At 59.3% G+C, this 21,589-nt stretch carries 18 protein-coding genes and 3 pseudogenes; 12 read left to right on the top strand and 9 right to left on the bottom strand.

Going from position 1 to position 21,589, the window contains the following annotated elements; genetic code table 11:
• Positions 1-36: 36 nt before the first annotated feature.
• Positions 37-1,833, bottom strand: coding sequence for a thiamine pyrophosphate-binding protein (locus NKH16_RS19390; protein WP_352901170.1), 1,797 nt, complete (start codon positions 1,831-1,833; stop codon positions 37-39).
• 530 nt (positions 1,834-2,363) lie between these two features.
• Here NKH16_RS19390 and NKH16_RS19385 point away from each other — a divergent pair.
• On the top strand, positions 2,364-2,972 hold the full coding sequence (locus tag NKH16_RS19385) for a hypothetical protein (protein WP_352901167.1): 609 nt from the start codon (positions 2,364-2,366) through the stop codon (positions 2,970-2,972).
• Positions 2,973-3,535: 563 nt separating this feature from the next.
• On the opposite strand, the gene NKH16_RS19380 is transcribed toward NKH16_RS19385, so the two are convergent.
• The 3 genes from NKH16_RS19380 to NKH16_RS19370 form a co-directional block, all read right to left on the bottom strand.
• Positions 3,536-4,558 (bottom strand): ABC transporter permease, encoded by a 1,023-nt coding sequence (locus NKH16_RS19380; RefSeq protein WP_352901165.1) that lies wholly within the window; start codon positions 4,556-4,558, stop codon positions 3,536-3,538.
• A gap of 22 nt (positions 4,559-4,580) precedes the next feature.
• Complete coding sequence (locus NKH16_RS19375) at positions 4,581-6,119, bottom strand: sugar ABC transporter ATP-binding protein (RefSeq protein WP_352901162.1); 1,539 nt, start codon at positions 6,117-6,119, stop codon at positions 4,581-4,583.
• Between the two features lie 73 nt (positions 6,120-6,192).
• Positions 6,193-7,122, bottom strand: coding sequence for a sugar ABC transporter substrate-binding protein (locus NKH16_RS19370; protein WP_352901159.1), 930 nt, complete (start codon positions 7,120-7,122; stop codon positions 6,193-6,195).
• A gap of 464 nt (positions 7,123-7,586) precedes the next feature.
• On the opposite strand from NKH16_RS19370, the gene NKH16_RS19365 reads away from it, so the two are divergent.
• The 7 genes from NKH16_RS19365 (at position 7,587) to NKH16_RS19335 (ending at position 16,524) form a co-directional block, all read left to right on the top strand.
• Positions 7,587-8,702 (top strand): LacI family DNA-binding transcriptional regulator, encoded by a 1,116-nt coding sequence (locus tag NKH16_RS19365; protein WP_352824800.1) that lies wholly within the window; start codon positions 7,587-7,589, stop codon positions 8,700-8,702.
• 83 nt (positions 8,703-8,785) lie between these two features.
• A complete protein-coding gene (locus tag NKH16_RS19360; protein WP_352901156.1) occupies positions 8,786-10,888 on the top strand; it encodes a hydantoinase/oxoprolinase family protein in 2,103 nt (700 codons plus the stop codon).
• Positions 10,889-10,902: 14 nt separating this feature from the next.
• On the top strand, positions 10,903-12,717 hold the full coding sequence (locus NKH16_RS19355; protein ID WP_352824802.1) for a hydantoinase B/oxoprolinase family protein: 1,815 nt from the start codon (positions 10,903-10,905) through the stop codon (positions 12,715-12,717).
• Between the two features lie 60 nt (positions 12,718-12,777).
• A complete protein-coding gene (locus NKH16_RS19350) occupies positions 12,778-13,686 on the top strand; it encodes an aminotransferase class IV (protein WP_352901153.1) in 909 nt (302 codons plus the stop codon).
• Between the two features lie 17 nt (positions 13,687-13,703).
• Entirely contained in the window at positions 13,704-14,468 is a 765-nt protein-coding gene (locus NKH16_RS19345; protein WP_352824804.1) for an SDR family oxidoreductase, read from the top strand.
• Between the two features lie 54 nt (positions 14,469-14,522).
• Positions 14,523-15,272, top strand: coding sequence for an SDR family NAD(P)-dependent oxidoreductase (locus tag NKH16_RS19340; RefSeq protein WP_352901150.1), 750 nt, complete (start codon positions 14,523-14,525; stop codon positions 15,270-15,272).
• A gap of 226 nt (positions 15,273-15,498) precedes the next feature.
• A complete protein-coding gene (locus NKH16_RS19335; RefSeq protein WP_352502267.1) occupies positions 15,499-16,524 on the top strand; it encodes a glycoside hydrolase family 3 N-terminal domain-containing protein in 1,026 nt (341 codons plus the stop codon).
• A 185-nt stretch (positions 16,525-16,709) separates the two neighbouring features.
• Here NKH16_RS19335 and NKH16_RS19330 read toward each other — a convergent pair.
• A pseudogene (locus tag NKH16_RS19330) lies at positions 16,710-16,859 on the bottom strand (IS3 family transposase); the annotation flags it as partial.
• A gap of 263 nt (positions 16,860-17,122) precedes the next feature.
• On the opposite strand from NKH16_RS19330, the gene NKH16_RS19325 reads away from it, so the two are divergent.
• A complete protein-coding gene (locus tag NKH16_RS19325; RefSeq protein ID WP_352901146.1) occupies positions 17,123-17,341 on the top strand; it encodes a KTSC domain-containing protein in 219 nt (72 codons plus the stop codon).
• 187 nt (positions 17,342-17,528) lie between these two features.
• On the opposite strand, the gene NKH16_RS19320 is transcribed toward NKH16_RS19325, so the two are convergent.
• A complete protein-coding gene (locus NKH16_RS19320; protein ID WP_352901143.1) occupies positions 17,529-17,762 on the bottom strand; it encodes a hypothetical protein in 234 nt (77 codons plus the stop codon).
• 161 nt (positions 17,763-17,923) lie between these two features.
• On the opposite strand from NKH16_RS19320, the gene NKH16_RS19315 reads away from it, so the two are divergent.
• Together NKH16_RS19315 and NKH16_RS19310 are read left to right on the top strand one after the other, a co-directional pair.
• Positions 17,924-18,322 (top strand): hypothetical protein, encoded by a 399-nt coding sequence (locus NKH16_RS19315; RefSeq protein WP_352901140.1) that lies wholly within the window; start codon positions 17,924-17,926, stop codon positions 18,320-18,322.
• Positions 18,323-18,386: 64 nt separating this feature from the next.
• Positions 18,387-18,575, top strand: coding sequence for a hypothetical protein (locus tag NKH16_RS19310; RefSeq protein WP_352901137.1), 189 nt, complete (start codon positions 18,387-18,389; stop codon positions 18,573-18,575).
• A 212-nt stretch (positions 18,576-18,787) separates the two neighbouring features.
• On the opposite strand, the gene NKH16_RS19305 is transcribed toward NKH16_RS19310, so the two are convergent.
• Positions 18,788-19,102, bottom strand: a complete 315-nt coding sequence (locus NKH16_RS19305) for a hypothetical protein (RefSeq protein WP_352901134.1) — start codon at positions 19,100-19,102, stop codon at positions 18,788-18,790.
• 665 nt (positions 19,103-19,767) lie between these two features.
• On the opposite strand from NKH16_RS19305, the pseudogene NKH16_RS19300 reads away from it, so the two are divergent.
• Positions 19,768-20,282 (top strand): annotated as a pseudogene (locus NKH16_RS19300) (IS5 family transposase); the annotation flags it as partial.
• Positions 20,283-20,418: 136 nt separating this feature from the next.
• Here NKH16_RS19300 and NKH16_RS19295 read toward each other — a convergent pair.
• On the bottom strand, positions 20,419-20,607 hold the full coding sequence (locus tag NKH16_RS19295; protein ID WP_352901128.1) for a hypothetical protein: 189 nt from the start codon (positions 20,605-20,607) through the stop codon (positions 20,419-20,421).
• Between the two features lie 81 nt (positions 20,608-20,688).
• Positions 20,689-21,440, bottom strand: a pseudogene (locus NKH16_RS19290) (IS5 family transposase).
• Positions 21,441-21,589 lie beyond the last annotated feature (149 nt).

Raw genomic sequence — 21,589 nt, 5'->3', positions numbered from 1 at the left:
GGTGGCGGTATTGTCGCTGCTGCCCTGACCATGCGGTCAAAGATGCTGCTCTTGCGCACGTTCTCGCCAATAGTCGTCCTGACCTTCGTCGTGATAGGCGGGGATCGGGAAGTCCCACCAGCCTGGGACGAAAGCGCCTGCCGCATCGCGCGCCGTCGGCACTTCGACGAGCGCTGGGCCGCCGCAGGAAAATGCAGCTTCGAGGGCCGGCTTCAGCTTGTCGGCGCTCTCGACGCGCCAGGAGTCGATGCCGAAGCTCTTGGCAATTTCAGCGAATTGCGGCGAGTAGGCGCCGCCATTGCCCATATTGAATTCGCTGGCGACATGGCGGCCGAGGATCTTGCGCTGTCCGCCGCGGATCGACATGTAGCCGGAATTGTTTTGTACGACGATGACGATCGGGATGTTGTGCATCGCTGCCACCGCCATCTCTTGCATCGACATCATGAAGTCGCCGTCACCGAGGATGACGCAGACCTTTTGGTCCGGGCAGGCGAGCTTGGCGCCGAGGGCAGCAGGCAGCGCCCAACCCATCGAGGAGTAGCTGCCGGAGGTGATGTGCGTGCGTGGCTCGTAAACCGGATAGGTCTGTTTGACGACGCCTTGCGTGTTGCCTGAGCCGACCAGAAGAATGTCCTCGCGACCCATGATTTCGCGAAGTTCCTTCAGCGGACGCTGCGTCGTGAAAGGGAACTGGTTGCTGTCGCGACGTACGGCGAGCTGCGTTTCCCAATCGGCCTTCTCACGAGCGACCGCATTGTGGAATGCTTCCCGCCGGGCAAGCGTCTTCTTGGACTGCTCGGACGAAATGGCATCGATGATATCGGCAAGCGCCATCTTGGCGTCGGCGACAAGCCCGACCGCAGTCGGGTAATTCTTGCCGATCTCCTGATGGTCGATGTCGATGTGGACAAGCTTCGCCGGCGGGATCGAGAAACTGACGCCTTTGCGCCAGCTGGACGCGGACCAATCGGTGAAGCGGCAGCCGACGGAAACAACGAGGTCCGCCCCGGCAGCGATATTGTTGCCGGCCGAAGTTCCCGTCTGGCCTACCGCTCCTGCGAAAAGCACATGATCTTCCGGGAAGGCACTCTTGCCGTTCCAGGTCGTGACAACCACGGCGCCGGTCTTTTCGGCCAACTTCCTCACTTCCGGTGCTGCTTCCGCCGTGATGGCACCGCCGCCAACCACGATCACCGGACGCTCTGCCGCAAGCAACGCCGCGGCGGCAGCCTCGACTGCCCGCTGGTCAGGTCGGGCGCGGCCCATCGCCATCCTGAGATCTAGGTCGTGGATGTCCACCTCGGCTGCCTGCGACTGGATATCCATCGGCACTTCGACATGCACCGGACCCGGACGACCGCTGAGCATGGCGTTGAAGGCGCGATGCATGATGAAGGGCAATTCATCGACGCGACCAGCTTCGAAAGATCGTTTGACGGCGCCGCTGGCGATCTGCGGGAAGAAATTGGTGCGGTGGCGATCGAGCTCCTGCATGACCCCGTGGCCGCGCATATGCGTCGCCGGCCCGCCGGTGAAGAGCGGCACCGCCGTCGAGTCGGCGTAGGCTGTCGCCAGGCCGATGATGGTGTTAGCGGCACCGGGTCCAATCGAAGTCATCGCCGCCATCGGCTTGCCCGAGGCGCGCCAGTATCCATCGGCCATGTGGACGGCGCATTGCTCATGCATCACCTGGATGACCGGGATTTCGCTGCCCTTCTGCAGGAAGGCATCGAGCATCGCCCAGCATCCATGCCCCGGGATGGCTGCCACGTATTTGATGCCGTACTTCTTCAATGCGGTCGCGATGACCTGGCCGCCAGTAAGCTTCATGTCTGCAGAACTCCCCTCGTCAGCGGTCGGCCGTCGCACGTCTTCGTGCGCCGGCATGCATTTGCTCCGCTCTTTTCTGGCTTGCCTCCGGTATGCACGACCACTCCTCTGGGAGGTCGGTCCGGATCGGCTGATTGTCCTGCGATATGACTTCGCCGACAGCCAACTCGCAATTTCTCAATGATGTCTAATGTGACGCAAGCTGAAGCTGCCAGTGCGTAAAATGCTGTCAGCTTATGCTGCCGCCCGTTCTGCGATGGCGCCGGGCTTGCGAAGCGAAACCAAATCGGCCGTTGAAATTTCGGCGCCAGACCCTCTGCCCGCTGTTGGATCGACGGCTCGACCATTGCCGCTGACAGGGCAATGCCAGCCAGTGACGCAGGCATTGCGTCAGATCGCGCTGATCGAAGGGCGTCTGCGAAATTGCTGAAGCCCGCCCTTTCTGTCCTTTTGATCGTCAGTCGATGTGACATGGCGACAGCGGTCGCAGGACGGCATCGCCCTACGGTCGCGATGGGTGGAGGAACGATATGAGTGTTCATCGGGGCACCGGCCTGCTGCAGCATCGATCTCTGAATTTCGCGGACGATTTCGTCGCCGCCGATTTCTTCGAAAATGGCGCCGGCCTGCACGTCGAAAGCAGCATCGTCGTCAACCTGTCGAGCGACCGGCTGATCATCGACGATGCGATCAAGACTTCAATTGCGCCGTGGCGCTCGGCTATGCTGTCGAAAGCGACGATCGAACAGAGCGGCCGGATCGCTGTCCTGAAAGTTTGCAAGACAGTCGACCTGGGCGGCGTCATGTTCCGCGGCTGGGACTGGCTCGGCAACCGCATCCGGTCTTTCCCGCGCCAGACCCCGCTCTTCATCTCGCCGCAGGACACGATCGGCGAAGTCGAGGTCGACCCGCTGTTCTTTACAGGCGAGGTCGCCGTGGAACGGCAAATGCAGCGCTTCGTGCTCAAACTGAACCTCTGGTGGTCACCTGCTGAAACCGACTGCTTCATTCACGACAAACCATCCCTTCCTGGAGATCCACACGCAGATATTCGGAACCGGCCGCATGCAGAAATTCCGGGAGAACGACCAGGCGACGCTTTATCAAGATGTCCTCATGGCGCCGGGCTTTACCCATGAGGCGTTTTGCCGGGTCAGCGGAACGAACCAGTGGAAATATCCATGGCATCGCTATTTCGCCGACACCGATGCGGTTTGGTTGGCCATAGAACTGCACCCGATCGGCTGAGTTGATCGTTGCGTGGTGAGCGACTGTGGGCGGTTTTTGCCGTAAGCTCGAACCGTCCAGTCAATGGTAGAAAATGTCCAACCGCGTCAGATCGTTCACTGACTCGGCAATGGCCCGCAGGATCGCCCCGCGCCTCCCCGACGCTCTGGCGGCGGCCCCTTTTGTAAGATCCGACGCACGGCCCGCCCCATGTTTGTCAACAAGGCGACGAGCAAAGTCGTGAACCCTGGCCAGATATCGCCACCTTTGAGATACGCATTCGGCGAGTGCGCCGAAGTCAAAATGCTGCAATGTCAAGCTGTGCAGTGCTCTTATTTGCATTTTCGATCTCCATCGATGGAATTTTCAGAATTGACCTGAAGTCTTCTTGCGCTTGCGGAAACATTCCTGCCTTTGTGATTTTTATCTGGCGGCTTTTATTGTTTTGGAGTAGGCGCCCGCGAGCGGGCTCGATCTAGGAGCGTTTCTGCCGATTCCGGTAGACATCAATGGTCACGGCCGTGACGATGATCAGGCCCTTGACGATTTCCTGGTAGTAGGCGTCGACCCGCAGAAACGTGAAGCCTGACGACATCACGCCCAGGATCACCACGCCGATTACGGTGCCCCCTATCCGGCCCACCCCGCCGGCAAGCGACGTTCCGCCGATCACGGCTGCGGCAATCGCATCGAGCTCATACATGTATCCCATGCCGGACTGAGCCGTCTGCGCGCGCGCCGCGGTGACGATGCCGGCGAGACCGGCAAGCATTCCGGCGATCGCGTAGACCTTAACCAGATGCCTTTCGACATCTATGCCGGAGACCCGCGCTGCCTGGACGTTCGCGCCGATGGCATAGGTGTACTTGCCGTAGCGGGTGTAGCGAAGCGCAACATGGAAGATTATGGCGACGACTATGAAGACGAACACCGGCCATGCAGCCGAGCCAATGGCGGTGAATTGATCGGTCAGCCCCGAAATGGGCTGGCCTTTTGTATACCATTTCGAAATGCCCCGAGCTGAAACCATCATGCCGAGCGTTGCGATGAACGGCGGGATCCGGGCATAGGCGACAAAAACACCGTTGGTTATCCCTGCAATCAAACCGACCAGGACACCAACGCCGATCGGGACGATGGCCGGCAGATCGGTCAACGAAGGATAAAGCGCTTTCGACCATTCCGCGGATTGGGCAAACCCAGCCGCCAGCATCGCACTTGCCGCCACGACGGACCCCGAAGAAAGGTCGATGCCGCCGGTGATGATGACCTGCGTCACGCCGATTGCGATAATCCCGACCACGGACACCTGGAGGATGGTGATCGTGAGGCGCTGCGGATTCCAGACGAAACTCTGCCCGATCAACAGCCAGCCGCACACCTCGCAGAGGACAACGATCCCCACCAGGACCAGGAAGATATTGAGCTCCTGAGGTTTTCGCCAACCGCCAAGGCCGCCACGGTACTCAGGCATGGCGGCTGTTGTGTCTTTTCCCATCGTACAGTTCCTCTTTCCTCGCCTACTTCGAAGCGAGTTCCATTATTTTGACCTGCGTCGCCTCATCGCGGTCCAGAACGCCGGTGATCTTGCCTTCATGCATCACCATGATGCGGTCACTCATTCCGAGGATCTCCGGCATCTCTGAGGAAATCAGAATGACGCCGGCGCCCGCGCTGGCGAGCGCTGAGACCAGAGCGTGGATCTCGGCCTTGGCGGCAACGTCGATGCCGCGTGTCGGCTCGTCGAGGATGAGGATGCCCGGTCTGGTCAAAAGCCAGCGTCCGATCAGCACCTTCTGCTGGTTGCCGCCGGAGAGATTTTCGACCGTGGTGTGGATACCTGAGCTTTTGACGCGCAACGTCCTGCTCATCTCGCGGCATGCCGCGGCAATCGCCTTGCCTTGCACGAAACCGGCATTGACGAATTGGCTTTGAAGAGCGGCAATCTGCATGTTCTCGAGAATGTCCAGGACGAGAAAACAGCCGCTTTGTTTTCTGTCTTCTGTCAGGAAGGCCATTCCGTTGGCGATCGCATCGCGTGGCGATCTCAGATCGACGCGTTGCCCCCTTATCCGTATCTCGCCGCTGGTGGCGGGTGTCACCCCGAAGATGGTTTCGGCAACATTGGACCGCCCCGACCCAATCAGACCGGCGAGGCCCAATATCTCGCCCGCCCGCAGATCGAAAGAGACGCCCGAGAAGACGCCGCGCAAAGTCAGGTCCCGAACCGAAAGCAAGACATCATCGGTCGGCACGTTCTCTTTCGGAAACAGCGTCGAGATGTCTCTGCCGACCATCATGTGGATGATCTCGTCCCGGCTGGTGGCTGCTGCCGTATGGGTGCCGATATATTTGCCGTCACGAAAAACGGAGATCTCGTCCGATATTTCGAAGATCTCGTGCATCTTGTGCGAGATGTAGACGATGCCGATGCCCTGCTTTCTCAAATCCCCGATTATCTCGAAGAGATGGGCCGACTCGCGCTCTGTCAGTGCCGAGGTGGGCTCATCCATGATCAGGACACGCGAGCGATAGGAAACCGCCTTGGCGATTTCCACCATCTGCCTGCTGGCAATCGACAGATGGCGAACTTCCGCCTCCGGATCCAGGCTGATCTTCAGCTCCGCGAGAAGATCGCGCGATAGGCGATTCATGCGCCGATGATCGACGATCCCAAATCGATTGCGTGGCTCTCGGCCGATCCAGATGTTCTCCGCGACCGTCATCGAGGGCATCAGGTTCAATTCCTGATGGATCATCCCGACACCCTGTGTCAGCGCGTCGAGCGGGGTCTTGAACTGGGCGGAAATGCCGTCGAGGAAGATTTCTCCTGCATCGGGTTGGTATATCCCCGCCAGGATTTTCATCAGCGTGGATTTGCCGGCGCCGTTCTCGCCCATCAGCGCATGGACGGTACCCCGCCTGAGTTGAAAGCTCACGTCGTCGAGAGCCACCACGCCCGGAAACGACTTGCTGATTCCGGTCACGCTCAGCAGGCAGGGCTGACGCTTGTCCTCAAGACCAGGTGGGATTGGCGTAGCGGCGACTGTGGTCTGCATCGAAGTCGTCCCAAATCCAGATCGAACGGAACAGTCCGCGCGCCGATCAATGACCGGCGCGCGATGCTGGCGGTCAGTTCCTTTTCAGGTACTTGTCCATATTGTCCTTGGTGACGAGTTCGAGCGTGGTGAAGACCTTCTTGTCGGTCTTCTCGCCTCGGGCCAGCTTCAGAACCGTGTCGAGCGCGCCTTTTCCCTGGCTGATCGCGTCCTGGAAAACGGTCACCTTGAGGTCGCCTGACTTCATGGCTGTCAAGGCGTCCTGCGTTGCATCGATGCCGGCAACGACGTAGTCGCCGGTTGATCCGCCACTTGCCTTGATGGCCTGAAGCGCACCCAGCGCCATCTCGTCGTTGTTTGCGATAACGGCATTGAAGTTGAGACCCGCCGACAGCCAGTTTGTGGTCAGGTCGAGCGCCTGCGTGCGTGACCAGGTGGCCGTCTGCTCTTCGACGATCTCGATGCCCTTGCAGTCATCGGACTTGAAGACCTCGTGCACCGCCTCGGTGCGGCCACGCGCAACCAGGGTTCCGAGTTCGCCCATCAGAATGACGGCTTTGCCCTTGCCGCCCAGCAGGCGACACACCTCTTTCGCCTCCAGGCTGCCTGCCTGGATCTGGTCAGAGCCGACGAAAGCCTGCTTCTCCGGCAGCTGATCGACGTTGGAAGGCTGATTGTTGGCGAAGACCAGGGGAATTCCGGCCTTGTCGGCGGTCTTGGACATTGCGACGCCGGCATCGGCCTCTACCGGGATCACGATCATGCCGTCGACCTTGGCGGCAATGAAGTTTTCGATCTGGCTTTGCTGCCGGGCGATATCGCCCTGCGCATCCTCGATCAGCAACGTCACGTTCCCAAGGTCTTTGGCGTGCGCCTCCAGGCCACTGCGAAGAATCGCGAGAAAATTGTCGTCGAACCGCTGCATGCTGAAGCCGATTGTTTCGGCCTGAGCAGGGACGCCGAGCAACGTTAGACATGCGGCGGCCAGCAAAAACTTCTTCATGTTCCGTCTCCGTCGGTTTTTTGATGATGGAAAGCTTTGTATTGCCGACTTCGCCCCGGTACCCGTCGGACTAGCGGCAGCATCACAAGAAAACGATCGTGCAAGTTTCAGGCGTGGCGTTGCCCCAAGCGAGACGTGTTCAGCGCCGTTAAGCCTGCTGCGAAGCTCTTCGGCTTGCTACAGTTGGTAAAACGATACACCTGCTTTTTTTCACCTGTCAACTCCCATTTGACGTGTTTGCCTTCATCAGAGTCGAGCTATCTCGCCAAAGCCCGGGATATCGACGACATGATAGGCGACATCGCCAGATCGGCGATCGATTGACAGGGAGAATTTTTAGTGTACCGTTTTACCAACTTGCTCGACCGCACAACGGCGGAGCTGGACTCGCGACCATCGAGGTTTTGTTCTCCTGCGGGAGTTGTAGAATGAGGGTCTCTGGGACCTTGGGAGATTTGAACGACATGCCGCCGAAAAGTGGATCGCCCACAGATGCCGCGGACCGCGCCACCATTCAGGACGTCGCGAAAGCGGCGAGCGTATCCGTGAGCAGCGTCTCGAACTACATGAACAATCGATTCCACCGGCTCGGGACGGAGACCAGGACGCGCATTGCGACGGCAATTGCTGAGCTTGATTTCCGACCGAACCAGGCAGCGCGCCAATTAAAGACCGGTAAGGCCCGTGTAATCGCCCTTGTCGTGCCGAGCATCGTTAATCCCTTCAACGGGCAGATGGTGTTCTCGATCGAGCAGGCCGCAGTGAAGGCGGGTTACCGGGTTCACCTGTGCAACACCATGCGCGATCCGAAGCTCGAGAAGGAGTTTCTCGACAATCTGGCCGCCGTAGGCGTTGCGGACCTCATCACGATCGCGCCCCTGAACACCAGGCGGGGTTATTACTCGGCCTGGAGCGACCTCTCGATCGTGGCCGTGGACGCCAACAGGCTCGATTTGAAGCTTGCTCGGCTCGATACGGTCAATCTCGATCACGAGGCTGCAATCGGGATTGCCGTGGAACATCTGTTTGCTCTCGGTCATCGGCGGATTGCGTATGTCACGGATCCCCTCATCACCCACAGCCGGGTGATGAGGTTGTCCGGCTTCAAGAAAGCGATGAGAGATCACGAGCTCGATGACAGCCAGGCAGTGGTGCTCGAGCGTCACCAGAGCGCACTTGATGTCGCAGACGCCCAGATGGTCGAGGTCGGTCGCGATGCCGCTTCCGATGTGGCGGCGCTGTCGCCCAGGCCCACAGCCATTATCGCGTTCAACGACATGATCGCGCTGGGGTTGCTTGCGACTTTCCGTTCCGCCGGCATTGCCGTTCCAAAGGACATGTCGATTATTGGCGTGGACGATGCCTGGATCAGCCAGCTCTCATTTCCCGCACTGACGACCATACGTCAGCCTATCGAGGCGATGGCCAGCGCAGCCGTCGAGCGTGTTCTCAAACCGAATGCGGCGCCGGCCAACGCCGGCTCCGACACGGTCTTCCTGCCCGAACTCGTCATTCGAGACACATGTGCGCCGCCACAGGAAGATGCCGCCACGCGTGTCGGCAAACGACACTTGGAATAGCAGTCCCAAACAGCGCCCTTCTTCCAACAACCCCAGAATATCCGGCCGGATGCATCCGCGCCGGCACGAAAGAGGCTTGCCTTATGGATACCCACGCCACCGAGATCAAACCCAGCGCAAATCATATCAGGATGGCGTGCGACACCGGTGGTACTTTCACCGACCTCGTCGTTGAAGATGGCAACGAGATCAGGCTGTTCAAAGCGTCGACGACACCTGACGACCCGGTGCGCGGCGTGCTCGATGCCTTGGATCTCGCAGCTAGGCACTATCGACTAGGCCTTGGGGATTTCCTCAGCCGCGGCGCCATGTTCGTGCACGGCACCACCCGGGCCATCAATGCGATCATCACCGGCAAGACGGCGAAAACAGCCTTCATCACGACCAAAGGTCATCGCGATATCCTGGTCATGCGCGAGGGCGGGCGTATTGAACCGTTCAACTTCACGGTCGCCTACCCTGAGCCCTATGTGCCTCGGCGATATACGTTCGAAGTCAATGAGCGCGTCGATGCGCGCGGCAACATCGTCGAGGATTTGAACGAAGCCGACTTCATCACGACAATCAAAAAACTGGAGGCTCTGAAAATTGAAGCGGTTGGCGTTTGCCTTCTGTGGTCTGTCGTCAACTCGGCTCACGAGCGACGTATCGGAGACCTGCTGAAGGAGCATCTGCCTGACGTTCCATACACGCTCTCGCACCAGCTCAATCCAACCCTGCGCGAATATCGCCGAGCTTCCGCGACCGTCATCGATGCATCGCTGAAGCCGCTGATGTTCAAGTATCTCGATGGCTTGACCAACCGGCTGCAGGACGCCGGTTTCAACGGCCGGACACTGATGGTTACCTCAAGTGGCGGCATCATGGATGCCTCGGCAGTTGCACGCGCGCCAATCCACTCGATCAATTCTGGACCGGCGATGGCGCCCGTCGCCGGCCGCTACTACGCAGAGCGCGATTTTGGCAACGCCATCGCGATTGTCGCGGACACGGGTGGAACCACCTTTGACGTCAGCCTGGTGCGTGACGGGCGCATCCCCTGGAGCCGCGAAACATGGATTGGCCAGCGCACGCGCGGCCATATGACCGGCTTTCCATCTGTCGATATCAAGAGCATCGGCGCCGGAGGTGGCTCGATCGCATGGGTCGACAATGGCGGAATTCTGCAGGTCGGTCCGCAGAGCGCGGGCTCGACGCCGGGGCCGGTCGCTTACGGCCGCAGAGGAACCGAGCCCACCGTCACGGACTGCGCCTTGATCCTGGGCTATATCGACCCGGACTTCTTCCTGGGCGGCGCCATGGTCCTCGACCGGGAGGGCGCGACCCGGCAATTGCGTCTGAAAGTCGCCGAACCGCTCGGCATCAAGGTTGAGGAAGCCGCTGCCGCTGTGTTGAGGCTTTCAACCGAAAAGATGGTCGGAGCGATCGAGGAGATCACGGTCAATCAGGGTATCGATCCCACCTCGGCCGTCATGATCGGCGGCGGCGGTGCCGCCGGACTTAATGCGGTCGCAGTTGCCAGGCGCCTTCAATGCGCTGGTGTGCTCATCCCCGAAGCAGGTGCGGTCATGAGCGCGGCCGGGGCCTTGATGTCGGAGCTTTCGTCGGACTATGCGCAACTGCAATTTACGACCAGCGACAGATTTGCGGGCGACAAGATCAACGAGGTTCTGGCAGAGCTGAGGAAGCGATGCCTTGAGTTCGCGGAAGGGCCCGGCGCCGGGGCTCTCAACTACCACATCGAGTATTCCGTAGAGGCGCGGTATCCGCATCAGATCTGGGAAATCGACGTTCCTCTCCCGCTTGATCAGGTGAAGAGCGACGGCGATTTGAAGCAGGTCTCGGATGCCTTCCATGACACCCACCAGCGTATTTTCGAGATCAGCGATCGCAATTCCAATGTCGAATTCGTGACATGGCGCGCCAAGGTCAGATGCAGACTGACCGATCGGGCCGCCGGCACGATCCCCCCCGAAGGCGATTTTGCCGGTGGTCGCGCAAGGCGACCGGTCTACTTCTCCGAACTCGGTTGGAGCGACGTCTCGGTTCATCGCTACGAAGCCATGCAGCCGGGCGAACCAGTTGCCGGCCCCGCCATCATCGAATCATCGTTCACGACCGTCGTGGTCGATCCGGGCACAGTCGCAGAACGCACGGCCAGCGGTGGCCTGCGTGTGACATTCTAAGGAGGCGCTTTCCCATGTCTGAGCAAATTTTGAAGAAGGCGCCGGACGGCGTTCAGATGGCGATGATTTCCAGCCGCATGGAAACCATCGCCCGCAAGATGCAGAACACTCTTTTCCGAACCGCCCGCTCCGGGATCCTCAACACGGCCCATGATTTCTCGTGTGTCGTTCTGACCGCCGACTGCAAGCTGCTGGCGGCGGCGGAGAGCTTGCCGAACCACACGCTCATCGGCCCTGATTTGATGTGCCAGGCGGTGCTCAAGCACCATCCGGTGCTCAAGCGCGGCGACTGCTTCCTCCACAACAGCCCGTATGAGGGAAACTCGCACGCGGCCGACCACTGCATGATCGTCCCGGTCATCGACGATGAGGGCATCCTGCGCTTCTTCGTCCTGGCCAAGGCACATCAGGCGGACTGCGGCAATTCCCGTCCATCCAGCTATCTCGCTGACGTCAAGGATTTGTACGAAGAGGGCGCGCTGATCTTTTCGGCGACGAAGATTCAGGAAGACTACGAGACCAACCACGACATCGTGCGCATGTGCCAGGCCCGTATCCGGGTCCCGGACCAATGGTGGGGTGATTTCCTTGCGAGCCTTGGATCCGTCCGCATCGGCGAGCGCGAACTGCTCAACCTTGGCCGCGAGATCGGCTGGCACATGCTTGAGGGCTACGCCGCCCGCTGGTTCGACTATTCCGAACAAAAGATGATCGAGGCAATCAGGAGGTTGTCTTCGGGACGTGTCGTCCTGGAGTCCGCTCACGACCCCTTCCCCGGCATCCCGCACGGCATTCCCGTCAAGGTGGACGTTGAAGTCGATACGGCCCAGGCCAGGATCATCGTCGATCTGCGCGACAATCCCGATTGCCAGCCCTGCGGCCTCAATCTCACGGAGGCAACCGCCAAGAGCGCGGCGATGATCGGGATTTTCAACGGCATACTCGATCATCATGTTACCGCCAATGCGGGCAGCTTTCGACGCATTGAGATTCGGGTTCGCGAAAATTGTTGTGTCGGCATACCGAGGCATCCGGCCTCGTGCTCGGTGGCGACCACCAATCTCGCCGACCACGTCACCAATCCGGTGCAGCGGGCGATCGCCGAGCTTTCGGCTGGCTTCGGGCAAGCCGCGACCGGCCCGATCCAACCGCCAGGAATGGGCGTCATCTCCGGGCGCGATCCCTACAACAATGACGAGCCCTTCATCAATCAGGTCCATATCGGCATCAGTGGTGGCGCCGGCACGCCGGTCACCGACGGCTTCCTCACCATGATCCATGCCGGCAATGCGGGGATGTGCCATATCGACAGCGTTGAAGTCGACGAGCTCCATCATCCAATCATCATCCAGGATCGCCATATCCTCGGCGACACCGAGGGGGCAGGCACGTTTCGCGGCGCGCCGTCGGTCTATAGCGAGTACGGCCCGTGGGGCGGAAACTCCCTGACCGTCCTCTACACCGCCGATGGTACCATCACGCCTGCCGCAGGCGCCCGCGGCGGTGGCGCCGGCGGTGTGTCCAGGGCGGCAATGCGCAAGGCTGATGGTTCGGTCGTCGATCTTCCCCCCTGCTACGGGGTCACTCTGCAGCCGGGTGAGCACATGGTCTCTCACTCCGCAGGCGGCGGTGGATATGGCTCGCCCCGGGAACGCGATGCGGCGCGGGTGCTACACGATCTCGCCGAAGGGTGGATCAGCGTGCAGCGCGCACGAGACATCTACGGAGTAGCCGTCAAGGGGTCTCCCGAAGACGACAATCTTGAATTGGACATCGTCCAAACACGCATCCTGCGCGCCGGCCGGAGCGAACTGGCGGTGGCCGTTTAGCCCGGATTTTTTTGTCAGGCTGCCCGACAGCGGGCACGATTCAGATCAAGGAGAACTACGATGACAGACGTCGATTGGTCCGCTGGCGCGGCCTACATTGATGGTGAATTCATGCCTCTCAAGGATGCCAAGCTCGGCATCACCGAGTGGGGTTACCGCCGGTCCGACGTTACCTATGATGTCGCGGGCGTCTACTACGGCGCATTCTTCCGGCTTGACGACCATGTCAAACGCTTTCGCACCTCGATGACGAAGTTGCGGATGAACCCGAAGGAAAGCGACGAAGAGATCAAGAATATTCTCGCCGAACTGGTGCGGCGCACCGGCTTGCGCGAGGCCTATGTGGCGATGGACTGTGTCCGCTCCCGCCCGCCGCGCGGCGTGCCGCTTCATCCCGTAAACGGCCGCAGCTATTTGATTTGCCATGTCATGCCTTGGGTGTGGGTGTTCACCCCAGAGCAGCAGGAACGCGGCGTGCACGCAATGATCGCGTCGCCCCAACGGATTGCGCCGGAATCAGTCGACCCGACGATCAAGAATTTCCACTGGGGCGACCTGACACGCGGGAATTTCGAGGCGCACGATCAAGGCGCCGAGACCTGCATTTTACTGGATCGCGATGGAAACGTGACGGAAGGACCGGGCTTCAATGTCTTCGCCGTCATCGATGGCAAGGTCATCACGCCGAAACACGGTGCGCTCGAAGGCATCACTCGAAGAACAGTCCTGGAACTCTGCGACGAATTTGGAATTCGCTGTGAGGTCCGGGATATCTCGCGTAGCGAATTCGAAGCTGCCGACGAAATCTTTTTCTCGACAACCGCCGGCGGCATCATGCCGGTGAGCCGCCTGGGAAAAAGGATCCTGGGGAACGACCGGCCGGGTCCGATTTCCGCGCGGCTGAGAACAGCCTTTTGGGACAAGCGGCAGGACGGCTGGCATGCGACGCCAGTGTCTTACGCTTCTTGATCGAAGGCGAAATGCAGATGCGACGGCTTTTCGACCTCGATGGTAAGATTGCCCTGGTTACGGGCTCGGGTCAGGGCATTGGCCTGGCGCTTGCCCGTGGCCTGGCGGAGTGCGGTGCCCGTGTTGTCCTGAACGGCCGCCGTGAACAGCTGTTGAAGGACGCCGCCACGGATCTGCTCAAGGACGGTCTGTCGGTGGAGGTGGAGGCCTTCGACGTCACGGATGCCCTGTCTGCGCGTCAGGGGGTCGAGCGGATTGAGACCTCGATCGGCTCGATCGACATTCTCATCAACAATGCCGGCATCCAGCACCGATCAGCATTGGAGAATTTCCCGGAAGACAAATGGGACGATCTCCTTCGAACCAATCTCTCCAGCATTTTCTATGTGAGCAAAGCCGTGGCCAAAGGCATGATAGGCCGCGGGCGCGGAAAGATCATCAACATCGGCTCTGTTCAGAGCGAATTGGCCCGTCCGGGCATCGCGCCCTACACGGCGACAAAAGGGGCTGTCAGAAACCTGACCAGAGGCATGTGTGCGGATTGGGCAAAGCATGGTTTGCAAGTCAATGCCATCGCGCCAGGCTATTTCAAGACGCCGCTCAACGAAGCTCTCGTTCGAGACCCCGAATTCTCCACGTGGCTCGAGCGGCGCACACCGGCCGGTCGGTGGGGCAATGTTGAAGAACTCATCGGGGCTGCAGTGTTTTTCGCCAGCGACGCGTCTTCATTCGTCAACGGCCACACGCTCTACGTGGACGGTGGTATCACAGTGACGGTGTGAACGCCTGGCGCTGCCCTCGCTTCTCCATCATCCAGAAAGTGGACGCGGATTTTCATGCAGCAAAAACACTCTCGACGGAACTCAGCCTGTTACCCTTCGCTTAAGGGCAAGGTCATCTTTATCACCGGAGGCTGCTCTGGCATCGGCGCAGCGATGATCCAAGGATTTTCCTGGCAAGGTGCAAGGGTGGCCTTCGTGGATATCGAGAAATCCTTGTCTGAGGCGCTTGTGACGTCGCTGAGCGAGCACGTATATCCACCGGTGTTCATCGAATGTGACATCCGCAATATCGCCGCTCTCCAGATGACGATAGAGCGTGTCGGGCGAGATCTCGGTGACGTTTCAGTTCTGATCAACTATGTCGCCAACGACACACGGGACAACAGGATGGCGATCAACCTGCGGCCAATGTTCTTCGCTACACAGGCCGTCATCCCGCAGATGAAGCGTCTCGGAGGCGGGTCGATCATCAACTTTGGATCGTTGAGCGCGCGTACAGCGTCGATCATCCCCACATACATGACGGCCAAGGCTGGCGCGCACGGTCTGACAACGGGGCTAGCTCGAGAACTCGGTCCTTTCAATATCCGGGTCAACACACTTCTTCCGGGTTGGGTGATGAAGGAAAGACAGAGGCGCGAACATCTGACTCTGCAAGGAGAAGCACGGATCGACGCGCTGCAGTCCGTTCGAGTACACGTTCAGCCCGATGATATCGCAGGGCTCGCACTGTTTCTGGCCAGTGATGATGGTGCGCTCTGTTCGTCGCAAGAATTCGTCATAGACGCCGAGTGGACCCCATAACACTGAACGCGTCCAATCAGACGGTTTGCCCCAATGCCGGGGGCGAACGTGAGCGGACATTGCTGCGCTACAGGCTTCACTTTTCCAACCAGACGGTACGGACGGACCGTAGACGCGGGTACTCGCCGTCATCAGAAAGGCGGAAGGGCATTTAGGAGACTTGCCTCGGCCCGCGCTTATATCGTCGAGGTGAGTCTTCAAGAATCTACTCGAGAGGGACTGAATTATGAGCTTCACGCCTGCTGAGGATGCTCACGCGGTTATTCTTCCTGCCTTCGATGGAATGATGCTCAGTGATCCGGCAAAGCGCTTTCTCGATCGGGGAGGAATCTCCATTCTGCTGGGAGAAAGCCGGGAAGAATATCTAGCCCGCGAAATGAGTGATACCAGACGTGGGTCAGAAACGGCGGAGTCCTTCCTGAGGATAACCGACGACGCCCGGGGCAGGTCGGGCATGCTACTTGCGGCAGTGGATCAGGAGATGGGGGGGATTTGCCGACTGCATGATTTGGTTCCGCAGTTTCCTGCACCAAGCGAGCTGCCCTTTGCGTCGGAAGAACAGATTTCCGAACTTTCAATGTTTATCGCGACTCAGGCCGCCGGCATGGGGATCAATGTTTTCCTGTCTCCTATCCTTGACGTATTGACCGGTTCCAACAAATGGCTGGAAAGGCGCACATGGTCGAAGGACCCTCTACTGATCGCGCGCCTTTCTGCAGCCTACATCCGCGGCGTTCAAAGCGGGCGTGTCGCAGCGACGGGCAAGCACTTTCCAGGCTACAGCACGACAACTGGCGATCCGGCAGTCGATGCTACTGCAATCAATCCCCTTGCCCTCTCCGACGTCGAGGCGGGTCTGGCACCCTTTCGTGCTGCCATCGCTGCCGAGGTGGAACTGATTATGGTCGGACCTGCCATCGTGACGGCCTACGATCAAGCAAAGGCTGCACTCCGATCCAAGGCGGTGGTCCGGATGCTGAAGGAGACCCTCGGCTTCGATGGTGTCGTGATGGCCGATGACTTAGATTCCATGGCCACCATGCGTGGCGATAGCGTTGCCGCGGTCGCAATTGATGCGCTTAACGCTGGTTGCGATTTCCTACTTCTCGCCGACATCGGCACGCAACTGGACGAGATCGCCGATGCAATCGAAACAGCAACTCGGTCCGGAACGATTTCGGCCGAGGCGTTGGCAAAATCTGCTAACAAGGTTCGGCACCTATCACGCAAGTATGAAATGAGAAAGGTGTGAAACCCCTCACATTCCAGTCTGCCATTTATGCGACTTTCGAATGTAGCACATATCATGAACATGGGATGACGGGGTATTGGGTTCGAATTCGCAGCCAGGGGTCAGCTTCGCGCCCAAAGTCGGTCATCCAGACAGCCGATGCGGTTTCACTCGATCTCGCCGACCGCCTGTCGATGCTGGTCTATGCGGCCGCCACGGCGGCGAACGGCGAGCTTCTCCTCCCGATAGAGCCGGAACAGCTTCTTCTGGTTCACGACCAGGCCCTCCCGCCCCAGCATCACGAGAAGACGCCGCTGGCCGAACCGGCGACACTCCTGCGCGAGGCGACGGTCCCTGATCTCGTCGACCTCGGCCTGGAGTCCGCCGAAGCCCAACCTTAAAGAGCCGCGAATTGCTTTTTTGTGCTCGGGCTCGCAGGTTCGCGCCTAGCTTCGGATGCCTACGTCGTCGCCAGAGGACGCTGACTGGAGAAGGTCGCCAGGATCGTTCTGCACATACATCCAGCGAAGGAGCCGAATTTGGTGACCTAGTGCGCTCACAAATCACCAGGAACGCGAGGGCCCAACCCATCGTTGACTCCTTTTGATCGAGCCGCCTCATGCCGTCTACGTCGATACGCAAAACGGAATACGATCCGGATAGCAGAATGCTCTCGGTGTGGTTCGTCGCCAGTGGTAAGCTATACGAGTTTGAGGACGTGCCGCCGGAGACCTTCGCTGAGTTCAAAGCCGCCTTTGCCAAGGGCCGTTATTTCAACGAACACATCCGCAATCACTTCCGGTATCGGCAAGTTGCGTCCGGCGACGACCCGGACTGACGGTAGGCCAGTGAAACATAGGCAGGAGGTCGCCCCCAACTGCCGGTTGGTAGACGCGGCGTCGCCGACGCGCATATGATTTTCGACGATCCCTGCACCGGGCACACCCGATCCCCCGCCCACACCCTGTGCTTGGTGAATGACTGATCGCCCGCTGAGCCGAACGGTGCGGCGGGCTTTTTTGCGTTTACGGGTCGCTCATCGCTTGGCAAATGAGCGCAACTAAGCGATCGAGCGCATCCTTGTGGAGCGCGCCTTTAGGGCGCCAGGCCAGGAAATCATCCACGCTCAGCCAGTCCACCGGATTTGACTCAGCATTTGGCCGGCTGAATTCCACATAGAGATGCAGATCGTCAGGCACCAAGACGAGTCGCCACGTTCCCTCTGCGTCGGCGGCGAGGCTGCAGGCTAGGACGGTCATGGCGATCACTCCTTCGCCCCGAGATTGCCTAGTCCGCAGGGCAAATCCATCGCAAGAAGTTGGTATTGACAGCGCTTTTTTGCGTTTGTCGGCCGGGATTGACCTGCACTCCCGATCATGAGCGGAATGAGAACATTCAGTTGGGGGCAGGGGGTCGGGAAATGACATTTCAGGCAGTCGCATTGATGGTGATATTGGTTGCCGCAACGCCCAACAATGATTGGCCTCCCAACGCCGTAGAAAGTGTATGGATGAAGGCTGAAAGCGTGATCACCGAAAGCCGCAAGATGAAAGCAAAAGGGATGATGCCGGCGTCCATTGATTGCCGAATCGACAGCATCTCCGGAACCGCCGCGGTTTACTCGATGAAAATCGTCTGGGTGCCAAACGAGGCCGGCATTATATGGCGCTTCGGAGTAGGCACAGCCGAAGAAAACGCCAAATTAGAAGAAGGAAATCGGGCATCAGGTATTCGCAGCGTGTGGTCGAAGCAAATGGTTGACAAGGCTTCGGGCTGGCACGCCTCGTGTGTGCTTTGGGAGGGGCCGGGCTACAGATGAAAATGCCGGATGCCCTTTATACAGCGCGTAGGTTCTCATTGATTTCGCCATAGACATTTCCGGCATGCCTGCCGGGGACGAGGTCGACAGCATCATCATCCTGCCGCCGTCAGGCGCGCGGTCCGAAGCGCACCTGCGCGGGGTCGAGGCGTTCCTGAAGAGCTGTTTTCCCGAATACGGTTTTTTGCCAAGGGCGACATTTTTGCGGTTCGAAGGGGACTACCAGGTGTTACCGATCTGGGATGTTCACTGATTGCATCATTGCCTTGTGACCGATGCGTCGATTTTTTCTTTTTTCGCTATGGACTGACGGCGGGAGGTCTTCCAGGGCTCCTGTCTTCATCCCATTGATAACTCACGTTTTTTTGGTGGCAGACCTGTGGAAGACCTTGCGAGGCCATCCTCGCTCAACCATCTTAAATCCAGAACACCAACAGACGCGCTGCCGACACAAGGTCGAGACCGTCAGCGAGCCCTTGTCCACCAACCACCGGCACGGGCGGCCGCGAAGCACACTTTGCTAGGCTCACGCTTTAGCCCAGCTTTTAAAGACGCAAAGCCGCGCTCGTACTCGCGAGTATTAATGTACTTCATGTCCCGGTCCATGAACTTTGAAAAGCCGGCATCATTATAAATGACCGGATTAGGGCACAGCAACCACGCTGCCTTCTGATAGCCAGTGTCGAAAGCGATCGAACCAGCGTTCGTATTGGACGACACAAGCCAGGTGCCGCTGAGGGCCAAAGCAGCAACCGACTGGCGAGCAATGAGAATAATCATTGTTTTATTCCCTCATTGAGAATCATCAACAGAGACACTACCCGACCTCGACAATGATCTCCACGCCGGCCTCCACACCACGCCAGCACAGGTCCCGCTCACCGGTTGATTAGCAGAGAGCCCACGGCATCGGCTACGCTAACCTTGCTTGGGGGGCTTGAGACGGGCCCACAGCACTGCGGCGACAACCCAAAGCGCGACGAATAGCGAGACGTTGGAAATCGGATGGGCGCTGTATATTGCTACCGTCACGCGCCCATGCCGACGATCAAAAAGACTAGGCGGCGTGGACAAATTTGCTTCGGTCAGCAGACTTGCTATTACAGTTTGAGATGACCTGTTCGCGTTGCGAGAATCTGGACGAGTATGTGCGCTTCAGGACGCGAGGCGAGCTATTTCGCGCGGTCGGAACGATCCGGCAGGCCATGTCCGACGGAGACATCGAAGAGATCGACGCAGGCCCCATGAAGGGGACGATAGCATTTAGCGATCTATCCGAAGCGGGGCCGCTGGATGATCTCTTGCTCTATCGCTTCCGCTGCCCAGACTGCGAGCAAAACTTCGTGCTGGGCGCAGAGACGTATCACGGGAGCGGCGGGTCATGGGGTAAGTCAGCGCCCCTTGGATAAGTGTGATTGACGTAGCCTCGTAGGATTGATTCAAGGCTGCCTTTTGGAGGCAGGTTTGAGCCGAGGCGATCTGAAGCAGAATGGCGCATTTTGAAAGGCTTGCTGCCAATCGAGCCTGAGAACCGGGGGCGAGGCAGACGGCCCGAACAAAACCGCTCGATCATCAACGGCATACTTTGGCGCCTCCGGTGCGGAGCGCCGTGGCGAGACGTTCCGCCCAAATACGGCAGTTGGAACACCATTTATCGGCGCTTCCGGCGATGGAGCGAAGCCGGGGTGTGGGAGACCGTCGCGGTAACGCTGGCCGAGGTCATGGCGGATAGCGGCCACTACAGCATCGACAGCACTACAGTTCGCGCCCACGTCTCGGCAGCGGGCGGAAAAGGGGGGCTTATCGGCGCGCTCCTGGCCGCTCGCGGGGCGGGTTCACCAGTAAGCTTCACTGCCTGGCTGACGCCCTCGGACGACCGCTCGCTTTCCTCCTGACAGGCGGAGAAGCCGCCGACTGCAAGGCTTATGATGCCCTGATCCGCCTACCTGAACGTGCACCGGACCACATGCGTTGGTGGCGATGTGCCGGGCACGCTGCGGGTGCTCGACTACCCCCGAGCAATCAGTGATGTGGGAATCGCCGCGGCGCTGAAGAGTTTCAGGCCGGGGCAGCCGGCCGCGCTGAACTAGCGGGGACTATTGCTCTACCGGCAGCGGGGCGTGCTGCGGCTCGGCGTGATGAAACACCTGCCCCAGATCGCGCGCGTCGAACGTCTGGCCGCAGACTGGGCAATAGACGAAGTGCCTCGATTCGTCCTCCACCGGCCCGTCATGCGGCTTGCCTTGGTAGCCGGTAGCGATGTTGTCGGTTCTGATCCTCGTCATTCATCCGCAACGCAAACCGTCGCGTTTTGGTTTCCGTACGGAATCACCCTCTGTTCACTCTGGCTAATATAAGCCGACTCCCTAGGACGTAGACTCATAAGCGCGTAGCCAGATGCGGATTGCGACGAGTTTGACGGCAGCGAGGTAGTTTTCTGCCAGCTTGTCGTATCGGGTTGCGATGCGACGGAACTGTTTGGTCTTGTTGAAGAAGCGCTCGATCAGGTTACGCGCCTTGTAGAGGAAGGGGCTGAAGCAGATCGGGCCCTTGCGGTTGACCTTGGGCGGGATGTTGGCCCATGCCTTTCGTTCGATGACGGCATTGCGCAAGGTGTTGGCATCATAGCCCTTGTCGGCGAGCAGCATGGCGCCCTCGGGTAAATCCGTGATTAAGTCCGCCGCGGAGGCGATGTCACTCTTCTGACCTGCTGTGAGCATCAGCTTGATCGGCCTGCCTTTGGCGTCGACAAGAGCATGGATTTTGGTTGTCAGCCCGCCGCGGGATCGACCGAGACAATGATCTCGATCCCCCTTTTTGCCGTCGCACCCTGCTGATGGACGCGAACAATGGAGGTATCAATCATCTGCACCTTGCTGTCATGGGCCTTGGTGATGGCGTCCATGAGGCGGTCCCACACACCTGCTTTCCGCCATCTGACGAAGCGGTTGTAGCAAGTGGTGGGTGGGCCGTATCGCCCGGGCAGGTCTCGCCACGGTGCGCCGGATCGCAGCACCCAGAAGATGCCGTTGAGCACCCGCCGATCATCGACACGTGGCACGCCTCGCGGCTTGTTGGGCAACAGCGGCTCTAAGTCAGTCAGATCATATCGGCTCATGCGGAGCGTGAATCAGATTCCGCCGCAATATGAAAGCCTCAGTCGGAAAGCGACCCATTGCGGACGCTTTCCGACTTGTAATACCTTCCCTTCGCAAACATCCTAATCACAAAAGGCAACTTGCACCGGTGGAGTTCGGATGACGCGAG

This window comes from Mesorhizobium sp. M1307 (assembly GCF_040318155.1).
Taxonomy (GTDB): Bacteria; Pseudomonadota; Alphaproteobacteria; order Rhizobiales; family Rhizobiaceae; genus Mesorhizobium.
Note: the sequence above shows the minus strand (reverse complement) of the source record. Positions and strands in the feature narration are given on the sequence as shown.